The organism is Nostoc sp. (genome assembly GCF_036917315.1).
Classification (GTDB): domain Bacteria; phylum Cyanobacteriota; class Cyanobacteriia; order Cyanobacteriales; family Nostocaceae; genus Nostoc.
Genome location: NZ_JBALDR010000018.1, coordinates 59,034 through 79,883 on the forward strand (window position 1 = coordinate 59,034; position 20,850 = coordinate 79,883).

Below are 20,850 nucleotides of genomic sequence, written 5' to 3' on the forward strand. Positions count from 1 at the left end.
TAGCCGTTCAGAAACGAGAACATCTTCCTAGAAGAAAAAAAAGTTGTTAGAAAAGCCTTAAATAATACTCCACAAAGAAACCAAAGGAAAAAGGTGAGCAAAAACCCACCTCCTCGGAATCGATATGATAGACAAGTAAATAAAATTTAAAAAATATTTATCGAATGGTAGATCAATCATCTGGCTTGTCCAAGGTCAAAGACTCATTAACACAAAAAATCTTCTTGGGTAATGAACCAAATGCGGAGTTAATTGCAATTCTCACCGTTTACTTTGTTCAAGGAATTTTAGGGCTATCGCGTCTAGCCGTTAGCTTTTTCCTCAAAGATGAACTAATGTTGAGTCCAGTCCAGGTGTCGGCGCTATTGGGAATTGTCTTCCTACCTTGGATGATCAAGCCGGTGTTTGGTTTTATCTCTGATGGCTTGCCTATATTTGGCTATCGTCGCCGTCCTTACTTGATTTTATCGGGGATACTGGGAACTGCTTCTTGGATGAGTCTGGCCACAATAGTTAATACTAGCTGGGCAGCCACCTTAGCGATCGCTCTTAGTTCTCTTAGTGTCGCGATGAGTGATGTCATCGTTGACTCGCTGGTTGTAGAACGAGCCAGAGGCGAATCGCAAGCAAAAGCCGGTTCATTACAATCTCTCTGCTGGGGTGCTTCTGCGATCGGAGGTTTAATAACAGCCTACTCTAGCGGTCTACTACTCCAATACTTTACTACCCGTACCGTCTTTGGGATTACCGCTTTATTTCCGCTGATCGTTTCAGGGGTGGCTTGGTTAATTGCTGAGTCCCCCGTTAGCAAAGATCCTCAAGATAGTAATCACACCAACCCTTTACCAATCAAACATCAACTGGAGCAGCTACGCCAAGCCATTAGTCAAAAAACAATTTGGCTACCAATGGCATTTATCTTCATCTGGCAAGCTACCCCAAATGCTGAATCAGCCTTTTTCTACTTCTCTACCAACGAACTTCACTTTGAACCAGAATTCTTGGGGCGAGTAAACTTGGTGGGAAGTTTTGCTTCTTTGGCAGGTGTTTGGATTTTTCAACGTTTCCTCAAAAGCATCCCTTTTCGCGTGATTTTTGCTTGGAGTACTGTCCTTTCGTCACTTTTGGGGATGACAATGCTGTTGTTGGTGACTCACACAAACAGGCTATTGGGTATAGATGACCACTGGTTTAGTTTGGGTGATAGCTTGATTCTGACTGTGATGGGGAAAATTGTCTTTATGCAAGTGATGGTGCTAGCAGCAAGGCTTTGTCCTTCTGGTGTGGAAGCGACATTATTTGCCTTGTTAATGTCAGTCTATAATTCAGCCGGAACAGTTTCCCAAGCATTCGGGGCATTAATCACGCATTGGCTGGGAATCACCGCAACAAACTTTGAGTCACTTTGGCTATTGGTGCTAATTACTAATCTCAGCACCCTATTACCCCTACCATTTATCAACTGGCTACCTGCTGCTGAAGAACAAACTGAGGCAGCCAAAGATGGGGAAGAAGCGTTTTTGCCAGATTTGATGTCTGAATTGGTACTGAGAGAACCAGAGTCGAAAATAGTCGAATAGTGTAATAAATTTCACCCTGAGTCGAGGTAGTGTCCTGCCTTCGCGTTGTAGTAAAGCGGCAAAAAAATTCTTTTTAGCTGTTACATCTTATCGTCCAAAATAACCAGAAAAAACAAAGTATATGCGTTTGAAAAGTCAAGAAACCTCAGTTACAGAAAAATTATACACTCGTGCAGACTGGCAAGGAGGATATCAATCTCTTACCCAAGAGTTTGATTATTGGATTGATGATATAGAAGGACAAATCCCCACAGAGCTACAAGGTACGTTGTTTAGAAATGGCCCTGGTTTGCTGGATGTGAATGGGCAGGCTTTTCATCATCCGTTTGATGGGGATGGGATGATTAGCAAAATTACTTTTACCAACGGTTGTGCCCATTTTCGCAACCGCTTTGTCCGCACAACTGGTTATTTAGCAGAGCAAAAGGCAGGGAAAATCCTCTATCGCGGTACTTTTGGTACTCAAAAACCCGGCGGTTGGCTAGCGAATATCTTTGACTTCAAACTCAAAAATATCGCCAATACAAATGTTATCTATTGGGGTGGGAAACTGCTAGCAATGTGGGAAGCGGCTGAACCATATCGCCTCGATCCCTATACTCTTGAAACCTTGGGGAATGAATATTTTAATGGTGCTTTGTCAGCAGGTGAAGCTTTCGCTGCCCATCCCCGTTTGGAAAAAAATTGTGAGCAAGATGGGGGCGCACCTTGCCTGGTAAATTTCTCGACTAAGCCAGGATTATCTACCACAATTAATATTTTTGAGCTAAACTCAGCAGGTGAAATTGTTAGACAGCAGGCTCATAAGGTTCCAGGTTTCTGTTTCATTCACGATTTTGTCATTACTCCCAATTACTGCATCTTCTTTCAAAATCCTGTCACCTTTAATCCCATACCTTTCGTCTTGGGAATACGTGCGGCGGGAGAATGTATCAAATTTCAGCCAAATCAGCCAACTCAAATTCTAATTATTCCCCGTTTCCCCAAAGAAGGGCAAGAAAAGATAAAATTTCTGGAAACTCAGTCGGGTTTCGTCTTCCACCACGTTAATGCTTTTGAGGTAGGAGAGGAAGTTAGGATTGACTCCATTTGCTACCAAGATTTATTAAAAGTTGAACCTAAAAGTGATTTTCGACAAGTTGATTTTGAAGCGTCTTCACCTGGGCAACTTTGGCGATTTTATCTGAATCTAAAGGATGGGACAGTCCGGCAGGAATTGATTGATAGCCGTTGTTGTGAATTTCCCAGCATACATCCGGCGAATGTGGGACGTTCTTATCGATATCTATATATAGGTGCGGCTCATGCGGAGACTGGTAATGCTCCCTTACAAGCATTGCTGAAAATTGATTTAGAGTCTGGAGAAAGACAACTTTGGAGTGCTGCACCCCGTGGTTTTGTTGGTGAGCCGATTTTTGTCCCGCGCCCAAATTCTGAAAAGGAAGATGATGGTTGGGTATTAGCTTTGGTTTATGATGCTGCCCATCATCGCTCAGATTTGGTAATTTTAGATGCTAATGATTTCTCTAAAGGAGTAATTGCACGGCTACATCTGAAGCATCATATCCCCTATGGTTTGCATGGGAGCTTTACTTCTGAGGTTTTTGGGGAAATTTGATCGCTTATTTGGGTGAAACCATTTTTTCACTGGCAATAATATGCAAATCTATATTTTTGAGCAAGCGCACCAATTTTTGCGTCAAAGATCCTTTGAGGAGCATTTGCCAGCGCGATCGCTGACTTTCACCAATAACAATTTGGGTGATACGATGTTTTTCAGCAACTTCCGCGATCGCATTAGCTATATTACTGTTGGTAACACGAAGAAAAGTACCTTCAAATTCTTTACAAAGTTTCTCACAAGTGTGGATGTGTAAGCTTTCTTCTTTGGTGAGGAAACGTTCTGGATCGGCAACGAACAAGGTATAAAGCGGCGCGTTCATATAGTTAGCCAACCTCGCACCCCGACGTAACAATTGCACTGAGTTGGGATAGGTGGATACACACACCAAAACCCGCTCGTGAATATTACAGAATTGTCCGTTGGGAGTAGAGGCGATCGCATTTCCTTCCACGTTGTCTGCCACTTCCCGCAAAGCCAACTCCCGCAAAGCAATCAGGTTACGGCGTTGGAAAAAATTATCGAGGGATTGTTGGATTTTTTCTGGTGCATAAATCTTGCCTTCTAATAACCGTTCTTGCAGTGTTTCCGGTGTGACATCTATTACCACTATTTCATCTGCTTCATCCAGAATCCTGTCAGGAACCCGCTCGCGGACTACCACACCTGTAATTCTGGCTACTAAGTCGTTGAGACTTTCCAGATGTTGGACATTCATTGTGGAGTAGACATCAATCCCGACTGCCAAAACTACTTCTACATCTTCGTAGCGCTTTTCGCGTGGAGAACCAGGGACATTGGTATGGGCAAGTTCATCGATTAAAATTAATTGGGGCGATCGCTTTAAAATAGCATCTGTATCCATATCTGTCAGCGTCAACTCGCCGCGAGGATATTGCTTACGGGGTATAATTTCCAGTCCCTCTGCCTTTTCAGCTGTCTCCTTGCGTCCGTGGGTTTCCAAAAGCCCAACGACAACATCAATTCCTTCCTGTTTGAAAGCGTGTCCCTCTTCCAACATCCGGTAGGTTTTGCCTACTCCAGGAGCCATGCCAATAAAGATTTTATGCTTACCCCGCCGTCGTGCTGGATAAAGCGAGTAACTTGCAGAATTTAAAGGCGCATTCCCAGCCGAACCAGTATTGGTCATTTGTCCTTTGTCATTTGTCCTTTGTCATTGGTCATTTGTCATTGGTAAGGATTTTAAGCCTATTTTCGTTTCGTAGCATAATTTGGTTTATTCCCGCCCACTTACTTAGTACTCCTACTTCATCGGAAACGAAAACAGCGCTTTACCCATACCCCATACTTCTCTACGAGAGGCTGCGCCAACGACTGCGCTCAGTACAAGTGCCCAATGCCCATTTATTAATTTTGCTGACGATTAATATCTTGCAAATCAAGAGCATAATTCAATCGGAGAACATTCACTCCCGGTTCGCCAAAAATCCATAAAAATCTGTCATCAGTATACTTATTAATTAAAGGTAAAATCTCATCTTCTTTTACTCCCCGCGCCCCAGCAACTCGCGTCAATTGCTGCCGTGCTGCTCTAAAGGAAATATGCGGATCTAAACCAGAGCCAGAGGTATAAATTATATCGGCTATCGGTTGAAGATTTTCGTCTCGCAATTTATCTGCCTCTTCTAAAATCCGCTTTAGTAGTTCTGGATTGCTAGCAGCGAGATTACTAGCTCCAGAGATGCCAGTTGGTTTGGCTTTTTTGCCTTGGCTATATCTAACAGTGCTGGGACGAGAATGGAAATATCGCTCAGATGTGAATAGCTGACCGATTAAAGCAGAACCAATTGGTTCATTACTTAGATTCCGCACGATACTGCCATTAGCTTGATAGGGCAAAAAAACTTGACCGACTACAAGGATTATCAGCGGATAGATGATTGCAGTCAACAACCAAAGCATTAGAGTTATAAAAATTGCTCTGATGGTTTCTCGAATAATAGCCATAAAAAGTTTTCCAATTGCGCCTAAAATTTAATTTTTAATTTTAATTTTTAATTTTTTTGCCCACCTAACAGGAGGTTAAAAGATACTGTTAGCAACAGCATAAACAACAACTGGGGCAGTTACCACATTCAAGCACAGCACATTCAAGCACAGAAAGATCAAAATAGCGAGTGGTAGATGTTGTTTATGCCATTGCGACTAAACAAAGGATATCGTCAAAGCAGTGCTGAATGAAAACGATCTTTATTTATATTCTTCTTGTCCCTCCCGTCAACAGGTAAAAGTAAAAATGTTTATTATTTTACTTTGGTCAAGATGCGATCGTTTCTCAGCGTCTCTACTTTTGCTATCCTTAAGCCAAGCCCACAAGTGTAATCAGTACATCGATCAATTTAATTGCAATAAACGGCGCAATCACCCCACCTAAGCCGTAAATTAAGATATTGCGTTGGAGTAACTGATTAGCTGTCAGCGGTCTAAACCTCACACCCTTTAATGCCAAGGGAATCAAAGCGGGAATAATCAAAGCATTATAAATCAATGCTGAGAGTACAGCAGATTTAGGGCTAGTCAAATTCATAATATTCAGGCTTTGCAAATTAGCGGCGACAAATATCACTGGAATAATTGCAAAGTATTTAGCAATATCATTAGCGATGGAAAATGTCGTCAATGCCCCACGAGTAATCAACAATTGTTTACCAATACCAATGATATCGAGCAGCTTTGTGGGATCGGAGTCCAAATCGATCATGTTAGCGGCTTCTTTTGCAGCTTGCGTTCCTGTATTCATCGCCACACCGACGTTAGCTTGGGCTAATGCGGGAGCATCGTTAGTTCCATCTCCCGTCATGGCTACCAGTTTACCTGCTGCTTGTTCCTGTTTAATGATACTGATTTTGTCTTCTGGTGTGGCTTCAGCAATGAAGTCATCAACCCCTGCTTCTTTGGCAATGACAGAAGCGGTAATTCGGTTGTCTCCAGTTAACATGATGGTATGCACTCCCATCCGTCGCAGTTGCTCAAAGCGATCGCGGATACCAGGTTTAACTATATCTTTGAGATAAATAATCCCATAGATTTCGTTATCTAAGCTAACTGCTAGGGGTGTACCTCCCAAGCGAGAAACTCGTTCGTAGGCAGCATCCAATTCTGGTATATCGCGTCCATTACGGGAACGGACAAATCCTTTAATAGCTTCTACTGCTCCCTTTCTGGCCTCATACCCACCAGGTAAATTTGTGCCACTCATCCGGGTTTTGGCGGAAAAACTCACTGCTTCTGCCTGAGTGGAGTCAAAATCAAACCGTGCGCCCAACTTTTCTGCTAGTCGGACAATGGATTTTCCTTCTGGTGTATTGTCAAAGACACTAGCTGCCCAGGCAACATTAGCAATTTCCGACATTGAATGACCGTTGAGGGGAATAAACTCTTCCGCTAGACGGTTGCCGAGAGTAATTGTACCTGTTTTGTCGAGAAGTAAAGTGTTGATATCACCACAGGCTTCGACTGCTCGTCCTGATGTGGCAATGACGTTAAATTGGGCAACTCGATCCATACCAGCAATACCGATGGTACTTAGTAAGCCGCCAATGGTGGTAGGAATTAACGCTACTAATAAGGCAATTAAAATTGGGACGCTGACTGGACTGTTGACATAGTAAGCAAGGGCAGGCAAGGTGACTACAACTAACAAAAACACTAAGCTGAGAACTGCCAACAATACCGTAAGGGCAATTTCATTGGGTGTTTTGCTGCGTTCTGCGCCTTCTACTAAAGTAATCATTCGGTCAATAAAGCCTTTACCTGGGTCAGATGTGATGCGGATAATTAGTTCATCTGAGATAATCCGCGTCCCACCAGTGACGGAACTGGCAACATCGGAGCCTGATTCTTTTAATACTGGTGCAGATTCTCCAGTAATTGCCGATTCATCCACTGAGGCCACACCCATGATTACTTCGCCATCGGCGGGGATGATATCGCCAGCAACGACATAGATCGTATCGCCCTGTTTGAGGCTGGTGGATGAAACTTCACTAAGTGTGCCATCGGCAGCAAGTTTTTTAGCGATCGCCTCTAACTTTGTTAACCGCAAGGCATTGGCTTGGGCTTTACCCCGGCCTTCTGCCACTGCTTCGGCAAAATTAGCAAACCAAACTGTAAAGAATAAAATCCCCGACAACAAGGCGTTGAAAACTTGCGGGTTCTTTTGAAGGGCTGGGCCAAATAGGTTGGGATCGATCGTTAGCAATAGGATGATGATTGTCCCTACCCAAACCACAAAGATTACTGGATTTTTGATTGCATACTTAGGGTTGAGCTTGACAAAAGCATCTCTAATTGCTCTTAAGTACAGCCACTTATTATTTGCCCTAGTCTTTTTACGTTTTTGGCGGCGATCGCCAGAACGAGAACTTGGGCGTCTAGCTTTGAAGTTAGTTGCCACTGGATTCATAAATAAAGTTAGCAGTGAGAAGTTAGGAGTTAGGAGTTATAGGAACTTCTAATAAAAAAATATCCAACCTGTAGGATGCGTTAGTAACGCATCCTACGAAACCGGATAATTTATAAGATAACGGCAGGAGCCAGGAGGAAAGAAGTATGAATGAAAACTTTAGTTCTGAGTAATTACCCAGTTAAAAATAAGATACTGGTACGAGACGCCTAGTGCAAGATATAAACCTTTCTTGCTTGAATCTCACACTTTTAAGTCTGGGTTACTCCTTCCTCCTGCCTCCTGAATTACTTTTTGATATTTTCTTAATTTCAAACTTATAACTCATAACTTTTCTAACTGCCAGATGCTAGTTTCAAACCCTCAGCTATGGGGCCTAAAGCCAGAACGGGAAAGAAAGTTAATACTCCCAAAACCAGCGTTACTCCAGCTGTGATACTAGTAAACACCAAAGAATCAGTTCTTAGGGTAGCAGGAGTTTCTTCTACTGGTTGTTTGCGAGACATTCCGTCAGCTAGCAGCAAGATGGCAATCATCGGAATGTAGCGTCCTCCGATTAGGCTAACTAAAGTACTCAAGTTCCACCATAGGGTGTTATCCCCCAAGCCCTCTAAGCCCGAACCATTATTTGCTGCTGCTGAGGCATATTCATAAACTACTTGAGAAATACCGTGATAGCCAGCGTTACTAATTCCAGATAGGGAGATGGGATAAGCCAAAGCGATCGCACTGGGGATCAAAACTAGAATTGGGTGAATCAACAGCACTACACTAGCGAGGACGATTTCCCGTTTTTCAACTTTGCGTCCTAAAAACTCTGGAGTACGTCCTGCCATGAGTCCAGTGAGGAAGACTGTGAGAATTAAGTAAATAAATAAGTAAGCTGTTCCAGTTCCCTGACCACCCCAGATAACTTGGATAAATAAGTTGAAGAGAGTCGAAAATATTCCTTGCGGCATCAGAGAATCGTGCATCCCATTCACAGCACCAGACATAGTAGCGGTAGTCATCACTGCCCAAAATGCTGTTTGTGCCCAACCAAATCGAACTTCTTTACCCTCTAAATTGGGCTGTTCTAATCCAAAGGCGGTATTAACCAGGGGATTACCTTGCAGTTCTCCCACGGCTGTCACTCCCACCAGAATGACAAAAATCACAAACACCATCCAAAAAAGTAGCCAAGCTTGTTTGATGTTATTGGCAAATATACCGTAGGTGTAAATCAAAGCGGCTGGGATAGAAATCATGGCCAGCATTTCTATCAAATTAGAAGCACCATTGGGATTTTCAAAGGGATGTGCAGAGTTGACGCCAAAAAAGCCACCGCCGTTCTCGCCCAAAAGTTTGATCGTTTCAAAGGATGCTACCGGGCCTCTGGCCAGATATTGCGTGCCGCCTTCCAAGGTTTGCACATCCATAGTCCCAGCTAAGGTTTGTGGTACACCTGCTACCAGCAAAGCGATCGCGCCAATAATCGAAATCGGCAGCAATATTCGCGTAATTCCACGGACGAGATCGACGTAAAAGTTTCCCAGTCTTCTACCCGTCAACCCGCGAATAAAGGCAATTCCCACGGCTAAACCGGTGGCTGCGGAGGTGAACATCAAAAAGCCTAAAGCCGCTACTTGGCTAAAATAGCTTAAGGTTGTCTCACCTGTATAGTGTTGTTGGTCGGTATTGGTTACAAATGAAATCGTTGTATGCAGCAATACATCCCAATTGGGCGCACCGAAGCCGTTTGGATTCCAGGGTAAGAGTCTCTGAAAATATATCAGAAAATACACTGAAATGGCCATGACCGCGTTGCAACAGAGTATGGCCCGGATATACTCCCAACCCGTCATGTCATCTTTTCTCCGAACACCCGCAAATACGAACATACTTCGCTCTATGGGGTTCATTAAAAAATCAAGCAGTGTTCTTTCTCCCAAAAAGACACGCGCTATGTATTTTCCGAATAATGGAGTGATTGCTATGACAATACACAGCGTTAAGCCAATTTGCAAAAAACCTTGTCCCATATATTTGACGCTAAATTAAATTTAAGTTGTAGCAAGCCAATTCTGAGAAATAATAGATTAACTGTGGAAGTATTTGATTTCAAGGGATTTCCCTAAAAATGCTGAGTACGAAAAGCAATAATCGCACTTAGCATCAAATCAGTTTCGAGTAGTAAGTGCCTTAACTGAGAGTAGGAAGATTCATAAGTAATAATTCTGACTCATTAATTTTTACCCAGTACTGGCTCAACCTTAGCTATCCGCTAACATAACTCCTGAATATTTTTAGTTCTGACTATTTTCCAGAGACTTATTAAAGTTTTCGTTAAGAATATTTAATTTTGACTCTTAATTCATCTATCTCACTACTTAGGATTATTTGTTTATACAATACATTTTCCCAGTTTGCTACTTTCAAAGAATATAAATATCATAAAGTATTTTCTTAATGGGATTAGGATTTGGGAAGATGGTAGTAAAGACCCCGCTTCTTCTGGGCAACTACCCAGTTTCCACTCTCCAGTCTCCTTTCCTGCATTTGGATAATCGTAATTTTGGGGTTAATTTTTAAGTTGGCATTTGCAGATATAGATTGCAGATAGCTCGTAATTGGTGAATTAAATAGTTATGCAGATTGTATGATCGCGATTTTTTAGTAAATCATAAATGACGAGATTAAGTCGATTATTGATTATGAAAGAAGCTATAAATGAGCGTGTAAAGACCTATGGACTAATAGCGATCGCCTTTGCAATCGTGATAATACTAGAATATTTGACACCCCCTGAGTACGTATTTGGCTACCTCTACACAGGGACGATTTTGTTAGCAGATTCTCGATTGAATCGGAGAGCAGTTTTGGGGATCACTCTTGCAGCTACAGGATTAACATTGTTAAATTTGTTTGTGCCCGGAGGAGAAATGATTAATTCTCCAACGTTGGCAAATCGGTTAATTGCAGTATTGGCGTTGATGGTGACAGGTTGGTTAAGCGATCGCAACCACCGCAATGAAGAAGCGATCGCTTATACTCAAGCACAATTACGTTCCCAAGAACAACTAGCTATCATGCGTGAAGATTTTGTTTCTACCCTAACGCATGATTTGAAAACACCCCTATTAGGAGCAATTGAAACGCTGAAATATTTTCAAAATGAGCAATTCGGTGAAATCACGCCGATGCAAGCAAAAGTCTTACAAACAATGGCTCGTAGTCATGGCAGTACATTGCAATTAGTCCAAACACTTTTAGATGTGTACCGCAATGATGCGGAAGGGCTGAAACTACAGATATCACCAGTTAACTTGGTGACAGTGGCGGAGGAGATCGTCGCTACCCTGACAGAACTAGCGAAAACACGTCAGGTTTATATTTCTCTGCACTATGGCGAATCAGATTTTCGCAGCTTTCTCTGGGTAAATGGCGATTCTTTGCAACTTGGGCGAGTTTTCAGCAATCTCCTGAGTAATGGCATTAACCATACCCCTCGTGGCGGTAAAGTAGAAGTAGTATTTGAAGGTTATTCTAGCGATCAAGTGGTAAAAATACTCGATACTGGTTCCGGGATTACCGAAAAAGAGTTACCTCACTTATTTGAGAGATTTTATCAAGGAAATAGCGATCGCCACGTCTCCGGTTCTGGGCTAGGACTTTATTTAACCAGGCAAATTATTACTGCTCATGGGGGTACAATTTGGGCAGAGAATCGCTCACCACGCGGCGCACTGTTTGGTTTTCGACTCCCAGCTTGTCCGCCACCGGGGAGATGAGGAGTGGGCAGGGGAGCAGGGGAGGTTGACATCCTCACCGCCGTGAACGCACGGGGAAGAAGGAGTAATGAGTAACAAGTAATAAGTAATGAGTAAATACCCATTTTTCATCCACTCATTACTCATTACTCATTACTTTAAAGCCGTGCTAGAATCACGGGGTTTTAAACCCATTTTTCTGATAATTAATGACAAATGACAAATGACAAATGACAAAAATCTTACTAGTTGAAGATGATGAATTATTTCGGCTTGGTTTGCGGATGCGGTTGCAACAAGAAACCACTTTGGAGATTGTCGCAGAAGCGGAAGATGGAGAACAAGCTGTAGAATTAGCCAATCACTATCCTCTGGATTTGGTGTTGCTGGATATAGGTTTACCGGGAATTGGCGGGATTGAGGCTTGTCGCCAAATCAAGCAGAAGCACCCAAATTTACCAATTCTCGTTTTAACGTCTCGTTCTGAAAAACCACTGATTTCGCGGTTAATTGCCGCCGGGGCGCAAGGTTACTGTCTTAAAGGTATTCCGGCTGAGTCTTTGATATTAGCAGTGCGATCGGTTGCTGCGGGCGCTTCTTGGTGGGATCAAACGGCAACAACTGAAATTAGAGCCGCTTTTGAGGGTAATTCGATGGCGGTGCAGTCTACAAAAACTGAGGAATCTTTAGAAAATCCTTTAACGAAGCGGGAGCAAGAAATTTTGGCACTAGTAGCAGCTGGCAAAAGCAATCAAGAAATTGCTGAAATTCTCTACATTGCCCCTGGTACAGTGCGGGTTCATGTCCATGCTATTTTACAGAAACTAGAAGTACGCGATCGCACTCAAGCCGCAGTCTTAGCTATCCAAAAAGGATTGGTAGCACCAGAATTGTTGATTAATTAGATTTATCGGGTCAGAACTTCTTTTAAGATTTTGAAAATTGCGATGAGATATCAGGTTGCTGCTCTATGGGAATTTCGATCGCAAACTCTGCTCCTTTACCCACAGATGAGTTACAGCTTATATTTCCTCGGTGTTTTTGGACGATAATCTGATAGCTAATAGATAATCCTAGTCCACTACCTTTGCCCACAGGTTTTGTGGTAAAAAATGGGTCAAATAAACGCGATCGCAACGACTCTTCAATACCAAGACCATTATCAGCGATCGCAATTTTGACTAGATTCAAGTCTGTCACCTCTGTATGAATCCGAATTTGGGGAGTAGAGAGTAGGGAGTAGGGAGGAGAAGATTGATTTCCCATTCCCTCTTCTGGAAATTGATTCCCTGCTCCCCACTTTCCATTCTCTACTCCCTCTTCTATTGCATCAATAGCATTATTCAACAAATGCATAAATACTTGATTTAGTTCACTCGCATAACAAGTTACTAGGGGCAAGTTACCATAATCTTTCACTACAACAATTGCCGGGCGATCGGCTGCTTCCCTGAGCCGATGTTGTAACATCACTAAAGTATTTTCGATGTCTTCATGGATATTTACCCGTTTCATCTCTGCTTCATCATGCCGAGAAAAATGTTGTAGCGCCAGTACAATTTCCCGAATGCGATCGGAGCCTCTATACATTGCACCTATGAGGTTTTGTAGATCCTTAATGATAAAATTGAGGTCTATATCTTTGGCTATTTGCTGAATTTTTGGTGTAGGTTTGGGATATTCGTGCTGATAGACCTCAATTAGATTTACTAGGTCTTCCACATATTGACCAGCATATTGGAGATTTCCATAAATAAAACTGATCGGGTTATTAATCTCATGAGCCAGTCCAGCTACTAACTGTCCCAGCGCCACCATCTTTTCATTCTGAATTTGTTGAACTTGAGAGGCTTTCAAGTTGTCAAGAGCCTGTTGGAGTAAAAAGTTTTTTTCTTGCAGTTTAACTTGGAGCAAGCGTAAATTAATCTGATTTTCAATTCGCAACACCACTTCTGCACCATGAAAAGGTTTTGCAATATAATCTACACCACCAACATCAAATGCCTTTACCTTATCGACAACATCATCCAGAGCGCTAATAAAAATTACTGGGACTTCACTAGTTTTATCGTCAGCTTTTAGTTGTTGACAAACTTGGTAGCCATCCATACCTGGCATATTAATATCCAGCAAAATCACATCTGGCAAAACCATTTGACATGCAGTCAGTGCCATTTTACCGTTTAAGGCTTTGCGAACTTCAAAACCTTGTGCAGTCAACATCGCCGATAAAAGCCGCAAATTATCTGGGGTATCATCGACCACCAAAATATTTCTTTTCTGATGGTTAGTTTGATTAAAATGCATTATTGATCAAAAGTTATGCGTATAATTATTTAGGATAGTAAATCCTTCTTTGAAATCACCTTAAAATTTGTTGACCGATTTCACCGAAATATTGATATTTATAGTTTAACTCTCACGTGGCTGGAGAGTTTTGCAAATTATCGAAGCTATTGGCCAGTTATCACCTTTGGCAACCCGATCAACTGCTGTAAGGATTATAGTAGCTAGCACTCACAGATAATAAGCCAAGGATCGACAATTAAATTTTTTCCAGGTGCTACTTGATAGCTACCATTGAGGTTCTGAGGTGAGCAACTCAAGAGCCAGTCGTTGTTCTATGGGTTTAGAAAATAAATATCCTTGAGCAAAATTACAGTTTAAACTTCTCAATTGGGCTAACTGTTCTTGTGTTTCGACACCTTCAGCGATCGCACTCATCCCCATTGAGTTGGCAATGCCAATCATTGCTGGTACTAACCCCATATTCTCTTTGTTATCCTGCATCCGTTTGACGAAAGATTTATCAATTTTGAGTGAATTCAAAGGAAAGCTGTGCAAGTAACTTAAAGAGGAATATCCAGTACCAAAGTCATCCATAATTAACTTGATTTTTCGCTGCTTTAGTCGTTCAAGAATTATTTTTATCGCATCGGTATTTTCCATAATTACACTTTCGGTAATTTCTAATTCTAAATATGCCGGATTTATTTTATTTTCATAAATTATTCGGTCAATTTGTTCTACCAAATTCGGTTGTAAAAATAATCTTGCACTCAAATTGACACTCATAGTTAGAGGTTCTGGCGTCACTGGATAATGTTGCCAGATGCTTAATTGATGACAAGCTGATTGTAATACCCAAGTATTGATGGCATTAATTAAACCTGTTTCTTCGGCCACAGGAATAAATTCTATGGGAGAAACCAAACCACGAATTGGATGTTGCCAGCGCACCAAGGCTTCAAATCCAGAAATTCTACCTGTAACCAGGGAAATAATTGGCTGATAGTAAACGAGGAATTCTCGCCTTTCCACAGCCCTCCGCAGATCATTTTCTAACTCTAAAAGCTGAATAGCTTCCTGATGCATCGCTGGATTAAAAACGTGATAGTTGGCTTTTCCTTGAGCCTTAGCCCGATACATTGCCGTATCAGCATCTCGCAGCAAATACTCTGGGCGATCGTAATCTTTATTGCCCCAACTAATGCCAATACTGGCATTCATAAATACTTCATATCTTGAAAGTTGAAAAGCAAGTGATAATTGTTGCAAAATCCTTTCTGCAACTTGGATTGCTATATTAATATCTGTGATATTTTCTAAGAGAATTCCAAATTCGTCTCCGCCCAATCGTGCTAAAGTATCAACGGGTATGATACATGCTTGTAAGCGATGAGCAATGGCGATCAGCAATTCATCTCCTACCGGATGACCAAGGGAATCATTAACAACTTTGAAGCGATCGCAGTCCAAGAAAAGTACTGCAAACTGATAACTAGATTCTTGTTTCGCCCGATTTAGAGCATTTTCTAGTCGCCTAATAAATAAAACTCGGTTTGATAATCCAGTCAAGGAATCATGCAGTGCTATATCTAGCAGTTGACTTTGCAATTTCTGGCGGGAATCGATTTCTTCTTGGAGTTTTTGGAGAGTTTTTTCTAGCTCTCCAGTCCGCTGTTTTACCCGATGTTCTAGTTCAACATTTAGTTTCAATATTTCTAATCGTGCCGATCTCAATGCTAGTTGATTTTGCACGCGCACTAAAACTTCTTGAAACTCAAAAGGTTTGGTGATATAGTCTACACCACCGACTTTAAAAGCTTTTACTTTGTCAAAAACATCATCTAAAGCGCTAATAAAAATTACTGGAATATCGGCTGTTAGCTCCCAAGCTTTAAAAGTCTGGCAAATTTCATACCCATCTACTTCTGGCATCATGATATCGAGTAGAATCAAATCAGGTAATAATGTTTGAGTTGCTGTCAGTGCCATTTGCCAGTTCAAAGCTTTACGAACGTTATACCCTTCCCTTGTCAATATGGAGGATAAAACCCGGAGGTTATCCGCCATATCATCAACGATCAAAATATCTTTTTTATTAGAGTCTAAATGCTCGTAATTCATTCTAAGTTTGTTGTAGTCAATTCCATGATTTTCTCAAACTGGTAGTTATTTGCTAAATCCCTGAGAACTTGGAAAACTTGAGCATTATCTGATGGAATTTGCTTGAGTAACTCTAAAATCAGTTCATCGCTACAGCTGGCTGCGGCATAGTGAATCTGTTGGAGCCACTCAGGTGACATTTGTGATAAATGCCCCAGGAGTTCGGCAACACTTACAAAAATCTGTGTAGCTCGATCGACAACTACCGTGTTTGTGGTTTCTACTTGATTGGTATATTTTAAACCCAGATGTTTGCTCAGTTTTTCCAATAATACTTCCTGTTTGAATGGCTTGCGAATAAAATCATCACAGCCAATGGACAAAATTTTCTGGCGTTCTTCTTCAAAGGCGCTAGCAGTTAGGGCAATAATGATTGTATTTGTATTGGAGCGATCCGGCATTGTTCTAGAGAAGTCGTAAGCAGGAGCCAAGGCTGCTGGCATCCGCGATCGCAAAGTGGACGTACCAGAAGCATCATTTTGTATAACACCAGTTGTTTCTGGTGTAGAAGACTCTTTGCATACAACTTTCAGAACCTCACCCTCAACTGAATCGGTTAACTCTTCTGCAAGGTACTGGCTCCCCGATGACACCAGTTGTTTTAACTTTGGGAACCTCCGTGACGTATTGGCTGTTCCATGCCCGATTTCTCTAGCTTTAATAATTCTTGTGGCTTCGTAACCGTCCATGACTGGCATTCGCATATCCATAAAAATCAAGTGTGGTTGCCAAGATTCCCAATTAGCGATCGCTTCACTACCATCTGTAGCTTCATTAACTTCAAAGCCGAGAGATGTGAGAATTTTAACTAGCAATATACGGCTTTCTTTGGAATCGTCAACTACTAGGATGCGGTATACTTTTTCACTAGGTGCTAAAGCTCTAATTTGTGATTTAATTTGGTTTATCGGGATTTCTCTAGGGCAAGTTAGAGCAATCTGAACATCAAAAGCAAATGTACTACCGACACCAGGCGTAGTGCTGACAGTAATATCACCTCCCATCAGTTGCACGTATTTACGGCTAATCGCTAAACCCAATCCCGTCCCTTGTTGGAATTTTCTGCCGATTTCAGTTTGTTCAAAAGCTTCAAACAGCAATTCAAGTTCTTGTGGGGCAATACCACAGCCAGTATCTTGTACCTCGAAGAAAAGAAGAGAGGGATAAGAAAGATTTTGCTCCCCTTGCTCCCCTGCTCCCCTGCTCCCTTGCTCCCCTGCTCCCCTGCTCCCCTGCTCCCCTGCTCCCAGTCTCACCCGTAGCGTCACACTCCCTTTATCGGTAAATTTAATCGCATTTCCCAACAGGTTGAGCAATACTTGACACAATTTATTTTCGTCAGTTTCTATGTATTTAGGAATATCTGGCGCATATTCAAACAATAATTCTAAATTTTGAGATGCAGCACGCAAGTGCAACATCTCTTCTAAGTTCTTCAACAGGTGAATTAAATCAAAGCTGCTGCAATTTAATGTGATTTTGCCGGCTTCGATTTTAGACATTTCTAAAATGTCGTTAATTAATTTGAGTAGATGTTCGCCAGCACGATTAATTATTGCCAAGTTTTCTTGATGTTCGCTAGATAGCGAATAATCTCGACTCATGACTTGGGTAAAACCAAGAATGGCATTGAGTGGGGTACGCAGTTCGTGGCTCATGTTAGCAAGGAATTCGCTTTTGGCGAGATTGGCGGCAGCACTTCGCGCCGCTTCCCGAATGGCTGCTTGTTGTTCCTGTGCAGCGATTTTTTGCGATTGAATCAGTTCTTCTTGGGTGGTTTGCAGTTGCTCGATAACTTGCTGGAACTCTTCAGTACGTTTTTTTACTTGAGCCTCTAAGGTGCGATTGTATTCCGCTAATAACTTTTCTGTTTGTTTGCGTTGGGTAATATCAAAAAATGTGGCGATCGCAAAAGCCACCTTCCCCGATTCATCATAAATTGGCTTTCCTAAAACCTCAATGCGAGTAATCTTGCCACAATAGCGAATTTCCATATCATCAACCCTGATGCTTTCCCCAAGCAATGCTCTCAAAATCGGCAAGCGATCGCTGGGGTAAAGTCGATCTGTCCCGGCAAGGTAAGCTTGATATATCTCTGACAATTCTTCGACTGTAACTTCTGCGATCGCTCCTTGACCGAGAATTTGCTGCCCAATCTGATTTGTATAATAAGGTTCACCTTCAGCATTGATGATAAAGACACCGACTGGTATGGCTTCTAAAAATTGAGTTAGCTGACTCTGATTATGAGATAGCGCCTCATTTAAAACTTGCATCTGGGCATTCTTTGCTTCTAAAGCACTAAAAGATGCTTGGAGTTGCTTTGCCATAGTTTCAAATGATTTGGCTAGTTCCCCCAGTTCATCGGAACGCTGAATATCTGGTATTTCCTCCCATTCACCTTCAGCAATTTTCTTCGCCGATCTGTTTAATTGCAAAATCGGCTTAATTACCCAACGAGCAGTCAAAATCCCAATTCTTGTAGCCACTAAAAAAGCGACTATGCACAGCAAAATAGTGATGCGGGTGTTGGCATTAATTTGCTCCATAAATTCGCCTTCGGGAATCACCGCCACAATTAGCCAATCTAAACCCAGTTCGTCCTTCCAGCTTTTTACCTGTACAAAATAACGCATTCCATCAGCGGTAAAACTTAGCTGTTGCTTCCCTACAACAAACTTAAGACTGCCAAAGCGTTCGATCAAAGACTGTGTTGTGAGTTTAATTAAAGAATTTTGACTTTTTAATGCTGATAGACGTTTTCCTTTACCATTAACGATCGTATATGGTGGCTCGCTAGTAGAAGAAGCCACTATATATCCAGAACGCTCTAAAATAAAAGTTTTACCCGACCCTTTGATTTTTAACTTAGCTAAAAACTTGCCAATTTGTGACAAGAGCAAATCAACACTAATTACCCCAACAAATTTGCGATTTTTATCGTAAACAGGATAGCTGGAAGATATGGATAAAATTTCTGGTTTATCTTCCCATGGATAAATTTGACTCCAAACTCGTTTGCCTACCTTAACTGGATCTGTATACCAAGCTTCTGAGCGAGGATCGTAATTTTTGACTTCCTGTAAATGGCGGCGATTTCCTTGGTTGTCTGTAGGATAAACATAGAGTTTTCCTATACCGCGCTTTTCGCTCACTTCATTGATCAAAAGCTTCCCATTATCTAAACGTTCAACACCGATAAATTCACCTTTGGGATTGGCAAAGCTGTTGTAGCCAATATTGAAAACCTGCATTTGTTTCCAAAAGTAATTACCGGTGGTTTGAAAGTCCGAAAGGTTTAGCAAACCTAGCTCAACCGCATCTAAGTTGATTTGATTGATTTGATTCGGAGTTGTTAAATAGCTATCAAGATGCTGTTCAATGCGATCGCAGATTTCATTTTCTAATTGAGTAGCAAGCTCCTTTACCGCTTTTTGGCCGTTTTGATACGAAAGATAGCCTACAAGTCCCACCGCACCACAAATTTGCAAGATAAAGGGCACAATCAGAACATATCTCAGAGGCATCTTGGCATAAACTTTGCCAACTAAGCGATTAAATGATTTGACGGGCTGAAGTTTGGATAACATTGTAGTTTTATTCTTCCCCAGCATCTACTAGGTGCATTTTGCCGTGCTAGCTACATTGTATATAAGTACAATTACGGCATATATCGCTCTTCATGAAAATTTTATATTTTTAGTATAAAATAGTACGAAATACTTATAATTCTTTGACTGGCTGACTTCCTCCAACGCCTAATTTTCAAACTTTGCACAGGAGTAGTCCACTATAGAAATCGTCTATGTGGGTACGCCATTGCACTTGAATTTGCTCGGTTTTATCTGGCAATATTTCCACAAATTTTCTCAAATGAACTGAAATTTAACCAATAAGCTCCAGTATGCCATTCTAAAATTCAGGTTGCCATTAGCACCCAATCCTAAATTTAATTTTTAATTGCTGAGGTGTTGATTTTCTGGTCTGGAAACCCCTGGATTTGTACAAGAACTTATATTTAATTACAGCAATTTTAGAATTGTTATGCAAATACACAGCAGAAACAAAAAAAATATAAAAAATTTACTTTGTATTTTTTATTTTGACAAAATGTAAACTTTGTTATATGGTTATGTCAACTTCATCACCAATTTGTAAAATTTTTCCGGCTGACGATCGGGGTAGTTGAGTATTGATACTCAATCGATAAAAGTGATTAAAAGGCGATGAAGCAACCCAATTTGGCAAAGTTGCTTGTCGCTGGGTTATAAAAATTTTTTGAAAGTTTGGGTAAGCTTCCCCTAAGTAAGAATTGCGTGTTGGGACTATACAACGCTGACATGGGTTAACCCCAAAAAAGTCTACATCTCCCACTCGAAAAGAAACTAAATCACCTTGTTCGCTAAATAGCCGATCTTCCCAAAATGCTGGTACACCACCAATTTCGATGTTGGCACGCATCCGACGGCGCATTTCATCTACACTTAAACCAGGAAACCAAGAAGCTACCTCTGCCAATGTGGCCGTACTAATTACCGTTGGGCCAAGTGAGTGTGTATCGTCAGGAAAACCCATCAAAGAGTTTTGTCCCAATGTGACAGCAAACTCAAAATAATCACTCAAAGTTGCTTCTAATGCTTGCCGTTCCTCATCCAGATGAAAAATTTGTTCTAAGTTGCGATCGGGGATTTGCAACGAGATAGTTCTATTTAAGAGTACAAATTGTGCCCTTATTAAATGGATTTTAGCATGACGCTTGCCATTGACAAATTTACCTTGTTCGTCAAAAATGGCAAACTCGCGGTCATATTGTAATGCGCCACTGGCAAGAACTTTAGCGTTATCAACTTCAACACCATCCAGTGATTTAACTGGATACAGTAAAATCTTAGCTAGGTAAGGCGTCACGTCGCTTCGCTCCAAATTCAAAATTCAAAACTTGTACTGAGCTTGTCGTTGGCGTAGCCTCTCCGCCAGGAGAAGTATTCAAAATTCAAACATTTTAGACACCCATAAATAAATTTA

Annotated in this window: 12 protein-coding genes; 4 read left to right on the top strand and 8 right to left on the bottom strand. The window is 41.5% G+C overall.

Going from position 1 to position 20,850, the window contains the following annotated elements; genetic code table 11:
* The first annotated feature begins 164 nt into the window (after positions 1 to 164).
* Positions 165 to 1,580, top strand: a complete 1,416-nt coding sequence (locus V7K84_RS10375) for a folate/biopterin family MFS transporter (protein ID WP_334837843.1) — start codon at positions 165 to 167, stop codon at positions 1,578 to 1,580.
* Between the two features lie 121 nt (positions 1,581 to 1,701).
* Positions 1,702 to 3,198: a carotenoid oxygenase family protein gene (locus tag V7K84_RS10380; protein WP_334837845.1), complete on the top strand. Its 1,497-nt coding sequence runs from the start codon at positions 1,702 to 1,704 to the stop codon at positions 3,196 to 3,198.
* Between the two features lie 4 nt (positions 3,199 to 3,202).
* On the opposite strand, the gene V7K84_RS10385 is transcribed toward V7K84_RS10380, so the two are convergent.
* The 4 genes from V7K84_RS10385 to kdpA all read right to left on the bottom strand — a co-directional run bounded on the left by V7K84_RS10385 (position 3,203) and on the right by kdpA (position 9,648).
* A complete protein-coding gene (locus V7K84_RS10385; protein ID WP_334837847.1) occupies positions 3,203 to 4,351 on the bottom strand; it encodes a universal stress protein in 1,149 nt (382 codons plus the stop codon).
* Between the two features lie 218 nt (positions 4,352 to 4,569).
* On the bottom strand, positions 4,570 to 5,169 hold the full coding sequence (gene kdpC, locus V7K84_RS10390; protein ID WP_334837848.1) for a K(+)-transporting ATPase subunit C: 600 nt from the start codon (positions 5,167 to 5,169) through the stop codon (positions 4,570 to 4,572).
* Between the two features lie 352 nt (positions 5,170 to 5,521).
* Positions 5,522 to 7,627 carry a potassium-transporting ATPase subunit KdpB gene (gene kdpB / locus V7K84_RS10395; protein ID WP_334837849.1) on the bottom strand — a complete coding sequence of 702 codons (2,106 nt, stop codon included), beginning with the start codon at positions 7,625 to 7,627 and terminating at the stop codon, positions 5,522 to 5,524.
* Between the two features lie 335 nt (positions 7,628 to 7,962).
* On the bottom strand, positions 7,963 to 9,648 hold the full coding sequence (gene kdpA / locus V7K84_RS10400) for a potassium-transporting ATPase subunit KdpA (protein WP_334837851.1): 1,686 nt from the start codon (positions 9,646 to 9,648) through the stop codon (positions 7,963 to 7,965).
* A gap of 672 nt (positions 9,649 to 10,320) precedes the next feature.
* Here kdpA and V7K84_RS10405 point away from each other — a divergent pair.
* Positions 10,321 to 11,397: a sensor histidine kinase gene (locus tag V7K84_RS10405; protein ID WP_334837852.1), complete on the top strand. Its 1,077-nt coding sequence runs from the start codon at positions 10,321 to 10,323 to the stop codon at positions 11,395 to 11,397.
* Between the two features lie 209 nt (positions 11,398 to 11,606).
* A complete protein-coding gene (locus V7K84_RS10410) occupies positions 11,607 to 12,281 on the top strand; it encodes a response regulator transcription factor (RefSeq protein WP_334837854.1) in 675 nt (224 codons plus the stop codon).
* A gap of 22 nt (positions 12,282 to 12,303) precedes the next feature.
* On the opposite strand, the gene V7K84_RS10415 is transcribed toward V7K84_RS10410, so the two are convergent.
* From V7K84_RS10415 to V7K84_RS10430, 4 genes are all read right to left on the bottom strand, one after another.
* Positions 12,304 to 13,683, bottom strand: coding sequence for a hybrid sensor histidine kinase/response regulator (locus V7K84_RS10415; RefSeq protein WP_334837856.1), 1,380 nt, complete (start codon positions 13,681 to 13,683; stop codon positions 12,304 to 12,306).
* A 267-nt stretch (positions 13,684 to 13,950) separates the two neighbouring features.
* Positions 13,951 to 15,786 (bottom strand): GGDEF/EAL domain-containing response regulator, encoded by a 1,836-nt coding sequence (locus V7K84_RS10420; protein WP_334837858.1) that lies wholly within the window; start codon positions 15,784 to 15,786, stop codon positions 13,951 to 13,953.
* Entirely contained in the window at positions 15,783 to 19,415 is a 3,633-nt protein-coding gene (locus tag V7K84_RS10425) for a response regulator (protein ID WP_334837860.1), read from the bottom strand. The genes V7K84_RS10420 and V7K84_RS10425 overlap by 4 nt, the downstream gene beginning before the upstream one ends.
* A gap of 532 nt (positions 19,416 to 19,947) precedes the next feature.
* On the bottom strand, positions 19,948 to 20,733 hold the full coding sequence (locus V7K84_RS10430) for an MOSC domain-containing protein (RefSeq protein ID WP_334837861.1): 786 nt from the start codon (positions 20,731 to 20,733) through the stop codon (positions 19,948 to 19,950).
* Between the last annotated feature and the right edge of the window lie 117 nt (positions 20,734 to 20,850).

Excerpts from the sequence above, each read along its gene's own strand:
- V7K84_RS10380 (WP_334837845.1), top strand. The coding sequence starts at position 1,702 with ATGCGTTTGAAAAGTCAAGAAACCTCAGTTACAGAAAAATTATACACT.
- V7K84_RS10420 (WP_334837858.1), bottom strand. The coding sequence starts at position 15,786 with ATGAATTACGAGCATTTAGACTCTAATAAAAAAGATATTTTGATCGTT.
- kdpC (WP_334837848.1), bottom strand. The coding sequence starts at position 5,169 with ATGGCTATTATTCGAGAAACCATCAGAGCAATTTTTATAACTCTAATG.
- V7K84_RS10385 (WP_334837847.1), bottom strand. The coding sequence starts at position 4,351 with ATGACCAATACTGGTTCGGCTGGGAATGCGCCTTTAAATTCTGCAAGT.
- kdpA (WP_334837851.1), bottom strand. The coding sequence starts at position 9,648 with ATGGGACAAGGTTTTTTGCAAATTGGCTTAACGCTGTGTATTGTCATA.
- V7K84_RS10405 (WP_334837852.1), top strand. The coding sequence starts at position 10,321 with ATGAAAGAAGCTATAAATGAGCGTGTAAAGACCTATGGACTAATAGCG.
- V7K84_RS10410 (WP_334837854.1), top strand. The coding sequence starts at position 11,607 with ATGACAAAAATCTTACTAGTTGAAGATGATGAATTATTTCGGCTTGGT.
- V7K84_RS10425 (WP_334837860.1), bottom strand. The coding sequence starts at position 19,415 with ATGTTATCCAAACTTCAGCCCGTCAAATCATTTAATCGCTTAGTTGGC.
- kdpB (WP_334837849.1), bottom strand. The coding sequence starts at position 7,627 with ATGAATCCAGTGGCAACTAACTTCAAAGCTAGACGCCCAAGTTCTCGT.
- V7K84_RS10415 (WP_334837856.1), bottom strand. The coding sequence starts at position 13,683 with ATGCATTTTAATCAAACTAACCATCAGAAAAGAAATATTTTGGTGGTC.
- V7K84_RS10375 (WP_334837843.1), top strand. The coding sequence starts at position 165 with ATGGTAGATCAATCATCTGGCTTGTCCAAGGTCAAAGACTCATTAACA.